Here is a 17,473-nt window from a genome sequence, read left to right as displayed (position 1 = left end):
TTCACCTAATAATTTCTGTAAATAAATTCCACTGACACGTAATTTTTTGAATAAACTCCAAAATAAATTATAAGAAGCATTGTTAAAATCAAAAATGTAGAAGTTAATAATTTATTTGAATTTACAAATTTTTCTGTTAAGTCAATTTCTTTTTCTTGTAAAATTGAAATAATTGCTACAGCCAAAAAGCAAAGGGCAATTATTATAAAATCAAGCCTTTGAAGACCAAAATCTCCATATCTAAAATTTGTATCAACAATTGTTTTCTTCATCATGTGAAGGGCTTGTCTAAGTCCAGCAGATCTCGTGAAGTATCTACCAATAAAAACCAAAAATGTAGTTCTAATTATTTTAAAGACTCTATAAAGGAAGCTTTCATCATTGATTCTCAAAGCTTTTTTTATTTTTTCAAATCTCTTTTCAAATAAAAGAGCTAGTGAAATCAAAGTGCCATTGTAAAAACCAAAGGCAATAAAATTAAATCCTCCGCCATGCCAAATTCCAATTAAAAAATATACTACATAGGTTGAAATTGTAAGGGTTAAGACCTTGCCTCCATGTCTACCTAAGATTTTTCTTGATTTTTTATTTATTGTTCCAAATAATTTTGTAAGAGATAGGGGGAAAAATACATAATCCCTCATCCAAGAGCCAAGAGTTGTATGCCACCTTCTCCAAAAATCTGAGATTGATTCTGCAAAAAAGGGCCTCTTGAAGTTTTCTTCAAGTTCAACGCCAAAAAGATAGGCTATTCCCCTTGCAATGTCAATTCCTCCACTGAAATCACAGTAAATTTGAATTGAATAAAAAATTATTGCTACAAATACAAAAACTCCACTAAATTCATCGGGAGAAGCAAAAACTTTTCCTACTAAAATTGCAGCCCTATCTGCAATTAATAATTTTTTAAAATATCCATATAAAACTAACAAAAGTCCCTTGCTAAAAAATTCGCTACTTGTACTTTTGTTGTATAAGCCATCAGAAATTTCATCGTATCTTGAAATTGGACCTTGAACAATTTGTGGGAAAAAGGACAAGTAAAGTGCATATTTAAAAATATTATTTTGCGGCTGGTATTTTCTTCTATATAAATCAATTGTATATGAAGTTGCCATAAAAGTATAAAAAGATATTCCAAGAGGAATAGTAATTTTAAATACAGAAATATCGGTAAATTTAACAAGAAAAAGCATGCCAAAATTTATTAAAAGGACTAAAAATAATACTAGCCTATTTTTGTGCTTGTATAAAAATATTCCTCCTAAGTAAGTTGTTAATATAGCTGTTAAAAGATATAAAAAAGCCCTTTCGTCATAGAGTCCGTAATATAAAAAAGAGGCAATTAATAAAACTTGCCACTTATTTCCTAGAATCCTATATATTATAAGGGTTAGGGCTACAAAAAATAAAAAACTTATTTCTGTAAAAGCCATTATAACTCACTAATTAAATTTTCTATTGTATTTACACTTTTAAAGTTTTCAGGCAAAAGTTCAGCTACATCAATTTTGACATCGAAGGCTTCTTCCAATTCTAATAGCAAACTTACAATGTCAAAGGAATCTAAAATACCTTCTTCAATTAAATCTGTATCTTCTTCTACTACTTCACCTGTAATATCTTCAATTATTTCAATAATTTTTTCTTTCATGAAAACCTCCTATAATTTCTTAATTATATAATTACTTATTATTTATTTCAATCACTCTTAATAAGTTAAGACAATAGATTTTATTTTATCTTTTTCATAGCCACAGTCTAAATACAAATTTTCGACAAAGTAGCCTTCATTGGCCCACACAGTTGATCTCTTTTTTTCTGTAAAATTTGAAATATAGTGTTTTAAAATTTCTCTTGCAATTCCCTTGCCTCTGGCATCATCTCTTACATAAAGATGTTCAATTGTCTCTTCGTACTGACCAATTGAAAATTGTAAAAAGCCAAGGTCCTTTATGCCAATAACTTTTTTGTCCACTATTGATTTAAGTATTTCTTCATCACTTTGTCTATTTCCAGAAATTTTATCAAAGGAATTTATTCCATCTTTAACAAAGTTAAAATCATCTATAAAAGTCACTCTCTTAGAAAAATATTCTTCTTTTCTCTTTAATTTAAATCTAACTCTAGTTAAATATTTTGAAAATCCAATTTTAAGAAGAGGCTCAATTTCTGGATTCCTTCCTACAACTTCTGTAACTAAATTTTCTTTAAATTCTAAATTATTATAATCCTTTAAATAAAAATAAGTCTTCCATAAATTTTCTTTCTTAATTAAAATATATAAATCGCCCTTATCAGAGTAATATAAGTCATTAAAATTTTCTAAATACATATTTTTATTCATGTAATCATTATTAAAAGAATCCTTATATTTATACAATAAACTTTCTAATTCTTCAATACTTTTAAATTTTTCCATTATAATAATCTTTCTCTAATTTTTTTCTATCCACTTTTGTATTGCTAGTTTTAGGCAAATCTTCTAAGTTAATAAAAATTTCTGGTATCATATAGGCTGGAATCAAGTTTTTTAATTCCTTTCTAAATTTATTTTTTGGGATTTCATCTCCAGAATATATTGCCACAATTTTTTCATTGTCCTTATCAAAAATGCAAATTACATCTTTAACTCCTAGAGAAAAAATTGCCCTTTCTATTTCTCCCATTTCAATTCTAAAACCATGTAATTTAATTTGCGAATCTTTTCTCGATAAAAATTCAATTTCGCCAAAATCATTGAGCCTTACAATATCGCCAGTCCTATAAACTTTTTCTGGATAACTTTTATTTAAAGGATTTTGCACAAAAACCTTATCTGTTTTCTCTAAATCATTATAATAACCATAGCTAACACCAGTTCCCCTAACAACAAGTTCACCATAGTCTGATAACTTATTGCCATCTAAGATCATTAAATTCATATTTTCGCAAGCTCTTCCAATTGGTATTGTTTCTTCGTTTTTAAAAGTTCTATTGACTTTATAATAGCAACAATCAACAGTAGTTTCTGTTGGTCCATAGAGATTAAAATAATCTGCAGCAATAAATTTTTGCCAATAATTTAATTTTTGTGCTGATAGAGCTTCTCCTGCAAAAGTTATAATTTTTAAATAATTTGGTCTAGCTAGGTCAAATACCCTTGAATTTGCTAATAAATTAATTGCAGAAACAGACCACAAAATTACATTTATTTCATTGTCATTTAAATACTCAACAACTTTTATAGGAAACATAAATAAGCTTTTTTCCATTATGTAAATTGTATTTCCCGCTCCTATTAAAAGTGCAAGTTCCTTTACTGATGCGTCAAAATAAAAGGGAGTTTGATTTGCAACTTTGTAGTCACTTTTTATGCCAAGTGCTGGAATAATCCAATCAATTAAATCAAGAACCATTCTATTAGATATAACAACACCCTTAGGCGAACCCGTTGATCCACTTGTAAATAAAATATAGGCTGGATCTGTGTCAATTATTTCCTTTAAAATATTTCCTAAATTTATATCTTCATAGTTTTTTCTTTCTTCAAAGGAAAAATCAATAGAATCGCATATTCCCTCAAAAATATTTTTTTTGTGAAAAATGCCAATTTCAGATCCTAATTTTTCTTTTATTTCTAAAATCCTATTTTGTGGATCTTTATTATTTACTGGCACATAAAAATTACCAGAATATAAAACTGCCAAAAAAGAAATTATAGTTTCGACTTTTCTATCCACTTCCACCATTATTGGTTGATTAGTCTTTTTTAAAATAAAATTTATTTTTTTTGCCAAAATTTTTGCCTTGTCTCTAAGTTCATAGAAAGTGACCTCTTTTTCACTATCTACTAAGGCAATTTTATCTTTTTTTAAGTCAACTATTTTTTCAAATCTATCTATAATTAGCATAGTGCACCTCGAATAAATTCTATCATGAAAAAAGAAAAGAGGCTACAAAAATTGTAACCTCTTAACTAAAATTCTATCTAGAATTAAATTTCTGCTTTAATCCTTTGTTCTCTTTCAATTGCTTCAGTTAATTTTGGAACAACTGCGTTAATATCTCCAACTACACCAAGGTCAGCTATTTCAAAAATTGCTGCTTCAGGGTCTTTATTAACAGCTATTATAAGGTCTGAATCTTCCATGCCTGCAACGTGTTGGATTGCTCCAGAAATACCCATTGCAAAGTAAAGTTCTGGTCTAACTGTTTTACCAGTTTGTCCTACTTGGTGATCCTTAGTTATCCAACCTGAATCTACTGATGCTCTTGATGCAGAAATTTCTGCTTCTAGTTTGTCAGCAAGTTCTTGAAGAGGTTTAAATCCTTCTGGTCCACCGATTCCACGTCCACCAGATACTAAAATCTTAGCTTCTGTGATGTCTTTCTTATGAGATTCTTGTTTAGCAATATCTACGATTTTAACGTTCATGTCAGCGTCAGTGAAGTCAACTTTAATTTCTTCAACTTCGCCCTTTCTTGAATCGTCAGAATCAAGTGCTTGCATAACTCCAGGTCTAACTGTTGCCATTTGTGGTCTGAAATCTTCACAAAGGATAGTAGCCATTAAGTTACCACCAAAAGCAGGTCTTGTCATCATAAGATTTTTAGATTCTTCATCTATTTCTAGTTTTGTACAGTCAGCAGTAAGTCCTGTGTGAATCCTTGCTGCAAGTCTTGGAGCAAGGTCACGACCTATTGATGATGCACCATAAATTACGATTTCTGGATCTTTTTCTTTAATAATTTGAGTGATTGCTTTAGCATATGGTTCAGTAACATATTCTTTAAGCATTTCATCTTCAACTACAAGAACTTTGTCAGCGCCGTGTCTAATAAGAGTTTGTGCATGATCCTTAACTTTTTCGCCAAGTAACATTGCTACAACATCTTGTCCAAGAGCGTCAGCAAGTTCTCTTGCCTTTCCTAAAAGTTCTATTCCAACTTTTTCAAGTTTATTGTCTCTTTGTTCTACAAATACAAATACATCTTTACTCATTTTTAAACCCCCAATTAGATAATATACTTTTCTTGAAGTTTAGCAACGATAGCTTGAGCTGCTTCGTCAGCAGTAAGATCAGTTAAAAGAACGCCCTTGCCCTTACCTTGTTTAGGGAAAGATTTTTTAACCTTTGTAGGTGATCCTTTAAGTCCTATGTTTGCCATATCAAGTTTGTCTTTAATATCTTCAAGACCCCAAACTTTGATTTCTTTTTGGTAAGCTTCAAAAACTTTACCAATTGTCATATATCTAGGTTCTGCTAATTCTGCAATTGCAGTAATTAAGCATGGGAATTTAGCATTAATTGTGTGGTATCTGTCTTCGAATTGTCTCTTAACAGTTACACCCTTCATATCTTTATCAAGTTCAAGTTCTTCAACATAAGAAACTTGTGGAACTCCAATGTGTTCAGCAATTTGTGGTCCAACTTGTGCTGTATCACCGTCAATTGCTTGTCTACCACATACAATTAGATCAAAATCTAAATGTTCAAGAGCTGCTGTGATTGTACAAGATGTTGCCCAAGTGTCGGCACCACCAAAAGCTCTATCAGATACTAAGATTCCTTCATCTGCTCCCATTGCAAGAGCTTCTCTAAGAGCTGCTTCTGCTTGTGGAGGTCCCATTGATAAAACTGTTACGTGGATATCTGGATTTTCATCTTTAAGTCTAAGTGCTACTTCTAGTCCTGATTTATCATCAGGGTTTATAATACTTGGCACGCCATCTCTAATAAGAGTGTTAGTAACAGGGTCAAGTCTAACTTCATTAGTATCAGGTACTTGTTTAATACATACTACTATATTCATCTATAATACTCCTTCCGATTATTTAACGCCCAACCAGCCAGATACAACCATCTTCATTACTTCAGATGTACCTTCGTAAATTTCAGTGATCTTAGCATCTCTCATCATTCTTTCAATTGGATAGTCACGAGTGTAACCATATCCACCGAATAATTGAAGACATCTTCTAGAAATATCACTTGCTGCATTTGCTGCAAATAATTTAGCCATAGCTGCGTAGTGTCCATAAGCTTCGCCATTACCCTTAGCATCAGCTGCTCTGTAAACTAAAAGTTGAGCTGCTTCTGCAGTAGTTTTCATATCTGCAAGTTCAAATTGAGTGTTTTGGAATTGAGAAATTCTTCTACCAAATTGTTTTCTTTCAGAAGTGTATTTAACTGTTTCGTCAATTGCACCTTCTGCAATACCAAGAGCTTGAGATGCGATACCAATTCTACCACCATCAAGAGTTTTCATTGCAAGTTTGAATCCTTTACCTTCTCTTCCAAGAAGATTTTCTTTAGGAATTCTACAATCTTCAAAAATAAGTTCACAAGTTGAAGAACCTCTGATACCCATCTTGTCTTCTGGTTCACCAACAGTAAATCCAGGAGTTCCTCTTTCAACTATGAAAGCAGAAATTCCGTGATTTCCTTTAGATCTATCAGTCATTGCGATGATTACAAATACATCAGCAAATCCTGCGTTTGTAATAAAGATCTTTGATCCATTAAGTACATATTCATCACCATCAAGTACAGCAGTTGTTCTTTGACCACTTGCGTCAGTACCAGCACCTGGTTCAGTAAGACCGAAAGCACCAATCTTTTTACCTGCTAATAAATCTGGTAAGTATTTTTTCTTTTGTTCTTCTGTTCCATTTTCATAAATTGGAGCACAGCAAAGTGAAGTGTGGGCAGAAACAATAACTCCAGTTGTAGCACATTTCTTTGAAAGTTCTTCTACTGCCATAGCATAAGCTAGATAGTCTGCACCTTGTCCACCATATTCTTTAGGAAATGGTATTCCGAAGAAACCATATCTGGCCATTTTTTTTACATTTTCCATAGGAACTTCTTCTGTAGCATCAACGTCAGCTGCAACAGGTTCTACTTCAGTTTCAGCAAAGGCGCGATACATTTGTTGTAACAATAGATGTTCCTTGTCCATTCTAAAATCCATTTAAAATCCCCCTAACAATTATTATAAAGAATGTTATTTAATTAACATACGTTATTTCTATTATATCATTATGCGCTTGTTTTTCAAGGTTTTATTTGCTCAAAATGAGGAAACACAAATATCTTAAAGACATTTTTAAAATTGAAATTAAAGTAAAAAATTTTCCATAAAAATAAAATTTATTGAGTTTTTTGCCTCTTTCTTTAACTAAAAGTGTTTAGATTAAATTTAATATTTTTTATTTTGTAAATTTTTAGGATAAGGTTTTTATAAAACTTTACCAGATCTTAACTAAATTTATTATTAATTAAAAAATCTTTTAAGAAAATATATTAAAAATTTGCAAAATAAAAAGGCGGTTGCCCGCCCTTTTTAAATGTCTGCCTTTACAACAAGTACAGATTTCTTTGAATGATTTATAACCTTATTTGATACAGATCCTAAAAGAGTTCTAGAAAAAGCACCAAGTCCTCTATTACCCATTACAATAAAGTCTACATCTTTTTCATCAGCAAATTTGCAAATTTGTTCTCCAGGATTTCCTGAAGTATAAAAAGTTTCTACCTTGTTAGGATATCCACTTAAATCAGTTTCTGCATCTTTAAGAATCATTTCTGCTCTTTCTACATTTGCCTTGTCTATTTCAAGTGTGAAATTAAAGTTTGCTGGATATTGTTCGAATATAGAAGTTTCTGGAGTAACTGTTAAAATTAAAAGATCGGCTCCCAATTTTTCTCCCATATCTCTTGCAACATCAATTGATTTTTTTGAAGATTTTGATCCATCAATTGGCACTAATATTTTCATCTTTACCTCCTATAATATTTAAAATTTATTTACTTCTTGTTTAAATTATACCCCAAATTAAATATTTTTAAAATAATGTTGTAACTCTTTACAAAAATGCAGTAATAATTTTAAATAAAAAATTTACATAAAAATATTTGACAAGTATAGAAAAAAGATTTACCATATAAAAAAATGACACTATGTCACTTCGGAGGTAACATGGCAAAAAAAACTTTTGAAAACTTAGAAAAAGAAAAAAAAGAAAAAATCTATAATAGTTTAAAGGAATTTTTTGAGGAAGAAGATTTAAAGAATATTAACGTCTCTGGAATTGTAAAAAAATTAAATATAGCCAGAGGTTCTTTCTACCAATATTTTGAAGATTTAGAGGATTCTTATTTCACTATCCTTAAAAAGGAAACTGGAGAAATCCACCATAAGTTTTTTAATTTATATAAAGAAAATAAGGAAGACATGGGAAAAACTTTAAAGGCCTATAGAGATTTTCTAGCCACAGAACTTTATGATAAAAACTTAAAAAATTTATACAGACCAAAATTTTTTATTTTTGAAAATTCTTTTATGCTCCATGGCAAAAACTTTTTACGCGAACATTTATCGGATAATTTTTATCACAAAATGACCTATATCATGGCAGTCTTTCACGAACTTATAAAGGAAAGTATAACAAGTGCTTATGATAAGGAAAAATTTTTGGAAGTTTGTAACTTATATATTAATTGGTTATTAGGAGGTATAAATAATGAATCAATTTGAAATTTTTTTCGACGCCTTTTATCTCAGCTTGGTAATTTTTCTCGGCATAAGAATGCTATTGATTGAAGATAAAGACAATAAAATTTTAGGATCTATGACTTTACTTCTTGGACTTGGCGATTCTTTCCACCTTGTTCCAAGAATAATTGCAAATGTAGAAAGTAATGGCTTTATTATAAATAGTTTTGGACTTTTTTTGGGAACTAGAGTCTCTGCAATTACCATGTCAATTTTTTATTTGCTATTTTATTTTTACATCAAGAAGAAAAGAAATGCAAAGGAAAGGGGACTTGATATTTCAATTGTAATTTTATTTGCCCTAAGACTTTTATTTGTAATTTTAAGTTTTAACCAAAGCAAAAAGATGGATCTTATTTCTAATGCTCCCTTTGTCTTAATGGGACTAATTGATATTTTTCTTCTATATAATAATAAAAATAAAGAAGAATTTAAAAACTTATACATTTATGTCTTTTTTAGCTTTTTGTTTTATGTTCCAGTTGTACTATTTAAAAAAGTTAACCCAAGTATTGGCACTTTAATGATGCCAAAGACTGTTATGTATGTCTTGATTGTTATTAAACTTTATAGAAATCTAAAAAAAGATTTTGTAAAGAAAGATATTATGGAATTTTCTGTTTCCTATTTGTTTTCAGGTATTCTTGCCGGTGCGGTTTATCGTGAGCTTGGAAAAATTTATCCCCTTGAAGTTAAAATGGCCCTTGTTCACACTCATTTAATTGTCCTCGGCTTTGTACTTCCTGCTATTTTTTATCTACTTGTTAAAAAGTTAGATATTTCCAATGAAAAGTTGGAAAAATTATTTAGAATTTATAATTTTGGCATTTATTTTAGCTTCACTACAATGTTTTTACATGGTTTAGTAGACGGATACTCCCCTTTAAATATTGTAAAAATTGGAATGATTTCAGTTTCTGGCATAGGTCACATACTAATAACTCTTGCAGTAATTTTAATTTCTCTTAAATGTTTAAGAACAAAGGAAACTTTAAGGGCTTAAATTTATTTTAAAAGCTAAATAAAATTATAATAATCTAAAGTAACTTATAACAAAAATCAAACCTGTCCTTGTGGCAGGTTTTTTCTACTCTATTATTTTAAAAATTATATTTTATAAAAAAAGACGGCAAGTTTCCTTGTCGCCTTTTTCATATTAAATTAAAATTTTTAAAGTCAAATTAAAATTTTTCTTATTGCCAAATACTTAATCCATCTGAAGATTCGCTTTTAACTGCAATATGTGCATTAGATGCGTCTAGTATTTCATAATATGCCCAGTGACTCTTAGCTACATCAGAGAATTCATTTAAGCCGCTTACATTTAAATTTTCAAAAGAAGCTGCTTTAGTATTTCTACCAAATACAGAATTCAAAATTGTAACAGCTTCTGCTCTTGTAAGTTTTTGATCTGGCTTAAATGTTCCATCATCATAACCCTTGATGTTCTTATTTCCGTAAAGTTCATTAATTGCATCAGATGCCCAGTGACCTTTTACATCTTTAAGTTCGCCAGTTCCTGGATATCCATCTTTAACAAATACTGCAATCATTTGTGCAAATTCTGCTCTTGTAATTGCTTGATTTGGTTTAAATGTTCCATCAGAATATCCTTTTATAAATCCCTTATTTGCTGCAAAATTAATTTCATCAGAATACCAAGAGTTGTTGGCATCTTTAAATTTTGTAGTAGGGTTCTTAGGAAGTTCTGCACCATTATTTACAAGTTTAACAAACATTCTAACAGCTTCTGCTCTTGAAACTTCTTTTCCTGGTTTAAATGTACCATCAGGAAATCCTGATATATATTTAGGTTGACTAATACAGTCTGAAGAAACAACTTTTCCAGCTACAGTATAGTCAGTAGTTCTTGAAATTTTTCCCTTTTCCTTTGCTTCAACTGTAATTTTTTCGCCAGCTTTTATTGCCCTATTTAAAGAAACATTATATACGCCATTATTTGTTGCAACTGCACTTCCAAGTTTAATGCCCTTTGCATCATATACAGTAACATCAGCATTATCACCTGCGTGACCGCTTACATATTTTGCTCCAGGAGTAACTTCGTTAACAGTAGGAATCATAGAATAACCATTATCAGATTTGTAAGTTCCATTTACATAATAATCTAAAGTTCTGCTAGTAGAAACATAAGGGCTGTTCCAATCTACACTAAAGTAACCATTAGAATTAATTACGTCACTGCCAAGATATGTGCCATTATCGTATACATAAACAGTTTCATTAGAATATCCCTTTAGGTATCCTCTTGTAGAATAATTTGTTCTAGAGATATCAGATGGATAAACTTTCTTGTCATACTTTCCATAGTGGTAATCGTCATAGTAATATCTTCCGTAATATCCCTTCCAATATCTTCCATCATATAGAGAATATTTAGAAGAATTTTCAAATTCATCTTTTGTAGCTACTAAATAACCACCATCATATTTTCCCTTGTAATATCTTCCATTCCAATATCTATAATTATATGGAGTGTAATTTATATATTGTCTATCTCCATAAGAATCGAAATAGTAATATTTGTCTCTTAGGCTATCATAATGATAATATCCATCATAATAATCATCATCATAATAATATCCATAATAATCGCCTAGATAAATATCGAAATATCCATTTTCATCTGTTTCATCAGATTGTCCTAGATAATCTCCGTCATAATCATATAGCCTAACTCTTGCACCTTCAACAGCTAGACCATCAGATGTTACCTTGCCGTAAAATCTTCCATTATCATAATATCTTTCGGAAATAGAAAGAACTTTTGTAACTGGTACAACTTTTTCCCATTTTGCATAAAGTGTAATATTACCTGTTATTGCAGTATCAAAATCAAATATAGTTGTACATTCTTTATCTGTGTACCAATCTATGAAAGTATATCCATCTCTTGTTGCTTCTATTTTTGTTACTTTTTCATCCTTTTTAACATCTTTAATAGTTGTTGTTTTTCCATCATTGTAATCAAAAGTTACCTTATATTTTACTTCTTCTGGATCTTTTGCGTCTTCTCCAGTTTTTTCTGGTTCTCCAGTTACAGCTTCAGGAACTTTTTCTTCACTTACTTCAAGTTTTTCTTCTTCAACAACTTCTTCAGTAGTTTCTTCCTTAACTTCTTCTGTTTCAGTTTCTTCTACTTTAAATTCGTCCTTATTTTCTACAGTTTCCACAGCTGCAGGATTTTCGGTCTTTACTTCTTCTTTTTCATCAGCAAAAACATTAAATGGAATTGCTGTAATCATTACTCCCGCAAGTAATAGACCAAGCACTTTCTTGTTTCTCATAAACTCTCCTCCTCATTATAAAATTATTGTTAAAAACATTTTCCTTGTTTTAATTATACCCAAGAAAGGTGAAAACTTTTAACAATTTACAAAATTTTAATAAATTTAATAAATTTGTAATATTACTTGGATAAACTTATAAATCAAAAAATAAATAGCTTATTCTATTTAGATTTATTTCAAAATAGAATTGACAGCAGAAAAGAATTATTATAAGATTATTTTAATTTCAGAGATATTTTATTAATCTAAACTATAAAAATATAATATGTAAAAATAGGAGGCATCATGATAAAAATAGAAAACTTGAGAAAAACTTTTGCTACAAAAATTGCTGTTAATGACCTCACACTAGATGTGCCCGATGGCGTAGTTTATGGTTTTTTAGGTCCCAATGGTGCAGGAAAAACTACAACTATAAAAATGATAGTAGGCATGCTTAGACAGGACAGTGGAAAAATCGAAATTGACGGCATAAACACAATAGATCAACCAATAGAGTCAAAGAAAAAATTTGCCTATGTGCCAGATAATCCCGACATCTACGAAAATATGACTGCCAGACAGTATCTAAATTTTATGGCAGATGTTTTTTCAATGTCTTTAGAAAAGAGAAATGAAAATATAAAAAAATACACAGAAATTTTTGAGATGACAGATAATTTAGATGCAACAATTTCCACTCTCTCTCATGGAATGAAGCAAAAAATAGTTTTAATTGGAGCTTTAATTCACGAGCCAAAGCTTTTAATTTTAGATGAGCCCATGGTTGGTCTTGATGCAAAAAGTTCCTTTAGACTTAAAAATATTATGAGAGAAGTGGCAGATGACGGCGGCACAGTTTTCTTTTCTACTCATGTCATGGAAGTTGCAGAAAAAATGTGCGATGAAATAGCAATTATTAATAAGGGAAAATTAATTGCAAAGGGAAGTCTTGACGACATAAAGGCTGCTGCCAAGGACAGCGGAAGTCTTGAAAAAATCTTTTTAGAACTTACGGAGTAATTATATGGATAAATTATTTGAATTAAAGACTCTTTTAAAAAAAGATTTATACCTAAGCCTTATTGCTCCCCTAAAAAAACCATCAAAAAATGGCGGATCTTTTAAGGCTCTAACAGTATTAGGACTTGTAATTTTATTTTTCTACCTTGCCTTTTTGTATTTTATACTTCTTCTTGCCTTTGTTATTCCCATGGCAAAGCTTGGCAAGGCAAATCTCATTTTAAGTGGTTTTTTTGGCATTGTTTCCCTTGCTACTATAATTTTTACAAGTGCAGGAATTATTTCAAAAATTTATTATTCTAAGGATGTTAAACTTTTGCTGCCCCTTCCCCTTAGGAGAAATAATATTTTTATCTCAAAAATCTTAGGGTCTGTCGCCATAGCCTTTTTAGTTAGCTTTATAATTTTTATACCCATGGCCTTTCCACTGATAAAATTTGGAAATTTAAGCTTTCTTAAATTTTTCTCAATAATATTTCTTAATTTATCAAATATTATTTTTACAGTCTTAATTTTATCAATAATAATAATCTTATTTATGAAGATCTTTGCAGGCATAGGAGGACTTAAAAATTTACTGCAAGCTCTTGGCTTTATATTTGTAATTGTACTAAGTTTTTCTCCACAATTTTTATCTAAATCAGATGCTTCAAAGGAATTTGTAGAAAAAAATCTTATTAAATTTATTAAACTTCTTTTTCCACAAGTTTATATAGTGGATAAAGTTTATGGGATGAATAATATTTCTTGCTTTTTAATAAGTCTTGGAATTCTTCTTCTTATGGCAATAATTTTATATGCCTTAAGCTTTCCCCTATCAAATCTTATGATTGCTGGAGTTTTAAAGTCAAATAATGTAAGCTCTAAAGTTAAAAAAATAAGAGGCAATAAAAACACATCTATTGCAATTTCTCTTGCAAAAAAAGATGTGGCAAATGTAATAAAGACGCCCGTTTACTTTTTTAACCTGGCATCAACAGGCATTTTTCTCCCCTTATTTTTTATTCTTGGATTTTTTAAAGGAATAGATAATATTGATGCGATTAAAAACTTTTTTGTAAACCTTGAATCTTATGGTCTGGGAAAAATTGATTTATTCTTTGTATTTATGATAGTCCTATTTTTCTACTCAGCCTTTATGACACCACTATCACTTACAAGTATCACGCGTGAAGGGAAAAATATTTATCTAATGCAGTCTCTTCCCATTTCCTATGAAGATCAAGTTAAGGGAAGAATTTTAGGCTCATGTATTTTTCAAATAATATCTTGCCTTCCTGTAATTTTACTTCTAGCTTACTTTACTAAATTTAATGTAATATATATTTTTGCCATGTTTATAGGATCTTTTCTTGGTTCCTATGCTTCATCTTCTTTTGGAATTTTTTACGGTATAAAATATCCAAAACTAGATTGGGAAAATCCACAGGAAGCTGTTAAGAGAAACTTTCCAGTATTTTTATTTAGCATACTAAGTATGGCAGCAATGGCACTTTCTGCCTTTATACTTTTTCAAATAATTTCAAATTTTTCATCGCTTGGAGTAATTAAATTTATTATTTTAGCCTATCTAATAATTGCTATGGCACTTTCATTTACAATAAAAAAACAGGCAGAAATTTCTTTAAAAGAAAAATTGCCTGAATATAATTCTTAAAGCTCACTTTACTGTGAGCTTTTTCTTTACCAAATATTTATAAGTAGCATGGAGATGTCGTCAGTCTGTTCTCCATCGTTAAAATTTTCTAATTCATTATCTAAAATTTCTAGGACATCTTTATTATTTTCTAAAATGATATGGTGGACTCTTTCATAACCAAAGGATTCTTTTTTAGAATTTCTTGCCTCAACAACTCCATCTGTCATGAATAAAATATAATCGCCTGAATAAAGTTTTATTTCCTTTTCTTCATAATCTGGCTTTGCAAAAAATCTCGAAATTGGATAGCCCTTTGATTCCAAGCTCATAAATTCTCTATCATGCACCATTATAGGAAGGGGCAAGTGCCCTGCGTTAGAAAAAATAAAATTCTTCTTTTTTGTGTTAAAAACTCCATAAAAACAAGTAAAATAATTTTCTATTTCAAGTCTTAGGCTGGTAAACCTCTTGCAAAGTTCAGAAAGAGTTTTTTTAGGAGATAAAAGTGTTATCTTATCAAGTGTCCTAATTACAGATTTAATAAACATAGTTACCATAGATGCAGCAAAGCCATGGCCCACAGAATCTGCTATATAAACTGCTATGTGATCATCATCTATTTCAAATACATCAAACATATCGCCACTTAAAATAGTAGAGGGTCTATAAATATAATTAACCTTTAAGTTTTTTATAAAGCCCTTTTCTGGCAAAACTGTCTGTTGAATAAGTGAAGCTGCCATAGTTTCACTTGTCATAAATCTATTTTTCTCGATAATTTCTCTTTGAAGCTTTCGTGCCATAGTTACATTTCTAAAAACTTCAACTACACCTAAAATTTCGCCACTTTTATTTATAATTGGTGAACATTTTACGGAAAAAACCATGCTGCCAATATTCTCTTCTCTTTGGATAACTTCGCCACTTACAAGGGCACGCCTAGTTATCTCTGGGTCAAAAAGATCTTCTCCCAAAATGCAAACTTTTTTGTCGCTGTCATAACCAAGTAGGTCTTCCATTGCCTTATTTACAAAGACAACTTTCTCATTATAATCGAGAACTCGAACTAAATCTGCAATTGCATTTAGAACTTGAAAATCAATTTTTTCGTCAATTTTCTCTTTAGCTAAATTTTTTTCCATGTTTCACCACCTTTATTTATTGTTTACAGTATAGCAAATTAAGATTCACATAACAATTATCTTTTTGGCTTTGGACCATAATATTGATAGTAGTAAGTTTTAATTCTGCCGTTGTATAATTTTCTATTTCTATCAGCTTTTTTGCCAAAATTTTTCTCAAAATTTTCATTGGCAGTAATTACATAAAAGGACCAAGTCTTTAAGGATTTTGCAAGATCTCCTAATTCTTTATTTAGCTCATCAACATCTTCTTTTCCGATTCTTTCGCCATAGGGTGGATTTGTTATAATAACTCCATAATTATCGGGAAGGTCAAGTTCTCTTATGTCCTTTTGAAAGAAGGAAATATCTTCATCTAGTCCAAGAATTTCTGCATTGGACTTGGCAATTTCAATTGCCTTATAGGAAACATCTGATGCTAAAATTTCTAATTTTTCATCGTATTTTATTTCAGAATAAGCTTTTTTCTTTTCTTCCTTAAAAATTTCTGGATCAAAAAATTTGAAACTTTCAAAATCAAATTTTCTCATAAGTCCCGGTGCAATATTTTTTTCTATCATTGCTGCTTCAATTGGTATTGTGCCTGAACCACAGAAGGGATCTGCTAAAATCCTATCCTTATTCCAAAAAGTTAGCTTTACAAGACTTGCCGCAATAGTTTCTGAAAGAGGAGCTTTGTAGTTTACTTCTCTATAACCTCTCTTGTGGAGTCCATTACCTGATGTGTCGATGGTAATTTCTGCTAGGTCATTTAAAAGTGAAACTTCAATTTTTACTCTGGAACCAGATTTTTCAAACCAAGAAATTTTATATTTCATCTTTAATTTTTCGATTATTGCCTTTTCAGTAATTCTTTGACAATCAGAAATAGAAAATAATTTTGACTTCCTACTTCTTCCTTGGATGATGAAATTATCTTCCTCGCCAAGATAGTCCCACCAGCGTATTTCAAAAACCTTGTCAAAAAGTTCTTCAAAGGTCTCTGCCTTAAAGGAATCAACTAAAAGTAAAATTCTCTCTGCCGTCCTTAATTTTAAATTTAGTATAGCTATATCCTCTAACTTACAATTTATTTCAATTTTTCCATCACAAACTTTTAAATCCTCGTAGCCTAAATCTATTAATTCTCTTTTTGTAACAGCCTCAAGGCCCATATTTGTAGTGGCGATTAATTTTATTTTATCCATTTTACACCTCTAATCCATTATACTAAATATAAAAAAATTTTTCTTTATTTTAAATTTAATGAGTTAATTAATTTAAATGGGGTATCAACTTTGTGTAGTAAAAATTTATAATTTTGGGGGTAATAAAAATGAAATTAACTGAAACAGTACAAACTGCTGATTTTAAATCTGAAAAACACGTTCCTGTAATTCACGTAGAAAAAGCTGACGGTCTTTTAAAGATTAAGGCTATTGTTGGAGAAGAAATCGAACATCCAAACACATTAGAACACCACATTGCTTGGATTAAAGTATTCTTCAAACCTGAAGGAGAAAAATTCCCAATTGAAGTTGGTTCTTATGAATTTAATGCTCATGGCGAAGGCGAAATCTTTACAGTACCTTGCGTTGAAACAGCTGTTAAAACTGACAAGGGCGGAGAAGTTTATGCACTAAGCTATTGCAATATTCACGGACTTTGGGAAAATTCAGTAGAAGCATAATAATAAAAAAAGGCGAGGATATCCTCGTCTTATTTTTTTGCATTATTTTAATTTTATAATAAAAAGTTTTTCACAAAATCATAACCACCCGTAAAACGGGTGGTTTGATCACGGGCTATAAGCCCGAGTGATACCAACCAGCGTCTCAAGGCGCTGGTTTTCACTTTGT

At 30.4% G+C, this 17,473-nt stretch carries 16 protein-coding genes; 5 read left to right on the top strand and 11 right to left on the bottom strand.

Annotated features, from left to right (window positions below; translation table 11 throughout):
* Nucleotides 1-5: 5 nt before the first annotated feature.
* The 8 genes from JOD41_RS07855 to JOD41_RS07820 form a co-directional block, all read right to left on the bottom strand.
* Complete coding sequence (locus tag JOD41_RS07855; RefSeq protein ID WP_205052349.1) at nucleotides 6-1,436, bottom strand: MBOAT family O-acyltransferase; 1,431 nt, start codon at nucleotides 1,434-1,436, stop codon at nucleotides 6-8.
* Nucleotides 1,436-1,654: a phosphopantetheine-binding protein gene (locus JOD41_RS07850; RefSeq protein ID WP_156701400.1), complete on the bottom strand. Its 219-nt coding sequence runs from the start codon at nucleotides 1,652-1,654 to the stop codon at nucleotides 1,436-1,438. The genes JOD41_RS07855 and JOD41_RS07850 overlap by 1 nt, the downstream gene beginning before the upstream one ends.
* Nucleotides 1,655-1,711: 57 nt before the next feature.
* A complete protein-coding gene (locus JOD41_RS07845; RefSeq protein ID WP_205052348.1) occupies nucleotides 1,712-2,422 on the bottom strand; it encodes a GNAT family N-acetyltransferase in 711 nt (236 codons plus the stop codon).
* The gene (locus JOD41_RS07840) at nucleotides 2,409-3,893 is read right to left on the bottom strand and encodes an AMP-binding protein (RefSeq protein WP_205052347.1); all 1,485 of its coding nucleotides are present in this window, start codon (nucleotides 3,891-3,893) and stop codon (nucleotides 2,409-2,411) included. The genes JOD41_RS07845 and JOD41_RS07840 overlap by 14 nt, the downstream gene beginning before the upstream one ends.
* Before the next feature lie 83 nt (nucleotides 3,894-3,976).
* Nucleotides 3,977-4,984, bottom strand: coding sequence for an electron transfer flavoprotein subunit alpha/FixB family protein (locus JOD41_RS07835; protein ID WP_205052346.1), 1,008 nt, complete (start codon nucleotides 4,982-4,984; stop codon nucleotides 3,977-3,979).
* 14 nt (nucleotides 4,985-4,998) lie between these two features.
* Entirely contained in the window at nucleotides 4,999-5,796 is a 798-nt protein-coding gene (locus tag JOD41_RS07830; protein WP_205052345.1) for an electron transfer flavoprotein subunit beta/FixA family protein, read from the bottom strand.
* An 18-nt stretch (nucleotides 5,797-5,814) separates the two neighbouring features.
* The gene (locus JOD41_RS07825) at nucleotides 5,815-6,957 is read right to left on the bottom strand and encodes an acyl-CoA dehydrogenase (RefSeq protein WP_156701389.1); all 1,143 of its coding nucleotides are present in this window, start codon (nucleotides 6,955-6,957) and stop codon (nucleotides 5,815-5,817) included.
* 372 nt (nucleotides 6,958-7,329) lie between these two features.
* Nucleotides 7,330-7,764: a universal stress protein gene (locus JOD41_RS07820; protein WP_156701387.1), complete on the bottom strand. Its 435-nt coding sequence runs from the start codon at nucleotides 7,762-7,764 to the stop codon at nucleotides 7,330-7,332.
* Between the two features lie 201 nt (nucleotides 7,765-7,965).
* Here JOD41_RS07820 and JOD41_RS07815 point away from each other — a divergent pair, with 201 nt between their 5' ends.
* Together JOD41_RS07815 and JOD41_RS07810 are read left to right on the top strand one after the other, a co-directional pair.
* Complete coding sequence (locus JOD41_RS07815) at nucleotides 7,966-8,523, top strand: TetR/AcrR family transcriptional regulator (RefSeq protein ID WP_205052344.1); 558 nt, start codon at nucleotides 7,966-7,968, stop codon at nucleotides 8,521-8,523.
* Nucleotides 8,510-9,544, top strand: coding sequence for a DUF2871 family protein (locus JOD41_RS07810; protein ID WP_205052343.1), 1,035 nt, complete (start codon nucleotides 8,510-8,512; stop codon nucleotides 9,542-9,544). The genes JOD41_RS07815 and JOD41_RS07810 overlap by 14 nt, the downstream gene beginning before the upstream one ends.
* Nucleotides 9,545-9,734: 190 nt before the next feature.
* Here the strand turns inward: JOD41_RS07810 and JOD41_RS07805 are convergent, their stop codons facing one another.
* Nucleotides 9,735-11,849, bottom strand: a complete 2,115-nt coding sequence (locus JOD41_RS07805; protein ID WP_205052342.1) for an S-layer homology domain-containing protein — start codon at nucleotides 11,847-11,849, stop codon at nucleotides 9,735-9,737.
* Nucleotides 11,850-12,137: 288 nt separating this feature from the next.
* Between JOD41_RS07805 and JOD41_RS07800 the strand changes: the two genes are divergently transcribed.
* Complete coding sequence (locus tag JOD41_RS07800; protein ID WP_205052341.1) at nucleotides 12,138-12,854, top strand: ABC transporter ATP-binding protein; 717 nt, start codon at nucleotides 12,138-12,140, stop codon at nucleotides 12,852-12,854.
* 4 nt (nucleotides 12,855-12,858) lie between these two features.
* A complete protein-coding gene (locus JOD41_RS07795) occupies nucleotides 12,859-14,511 on the top strand; it encodes a hypothetical protein (RefSeq protein WP_205052340.1) in 1,653 nt (550 codons plus the stop codon).
* A 26-nt stretch (nucleotides 14,512-14,537) separates the two neighbouring features.
* On the opposite strand, the gene JOD41_RS07790 is transcribed toward JOD41_RS07795, so the two are convergent.
* Both JOD41_RS07790 and JOD41_RS07785 read right to left on the bottom strand, forming a co-directional pair.
* Entirely contained in the window at nucleotides 14,538-15,635 is a 1,098-nt protein-coding gene (locus JOD41_RS07790) for a SpoIIE family protein phosphatase (RefSeq protein WP_205052339.1), read from the bottom strand.
* A gap of 56 nt (nucleotides 15,636-15,691) precedes the next feature.
* Nucleotides 15,692-16,822, bottom strand: coding sequence for a THUMP domain-containing class I SAM-dependent RNA methyltransferase (locus tag JOD41_RS07785; RefSeq protein ID WP_205052338.1), 1,131 nt, complete (start codon nucleotides 16,820-16,822; stop codon nucleotides 15,692-15,694).
* A gap of 128 nt (nucleotides 16,823-16,950) precedes the next feature.
* Here JOD41_RS07785 and JOD41_RS07780 point away from each other — a divergent pair, with 128 nt between their 5' ends.
* On the top strand, nucleotides 16,951-17,304 hold the full coding sequence (locus tag JOD41_RS07780; RefSeq protein WP_156701371.1) for a class II SORL domain-containing protein: 354 nt from the start codon (nucleotides 16,951-16,953) through the stop codon (nucleotides 17,302-17,304).
* Nucleotides 17,305-17,473 lie beyond the last annotated feature (169 nt).

The sequence above is a fragment of the Peptoniphilus gorbachii genome (assembly GCF_016908115.1).
GTDB lineage: Bacteria > Bacillota > Clostridia > Tissierellales > Peptoniphilaceae > Peptoniphilus_A > Peptoniphilus_A gorbachii.
Note: the sequence above shows the minus strand (reverse complement) of the source record. Positions and strands in the feature narration are given on the sequence as shown.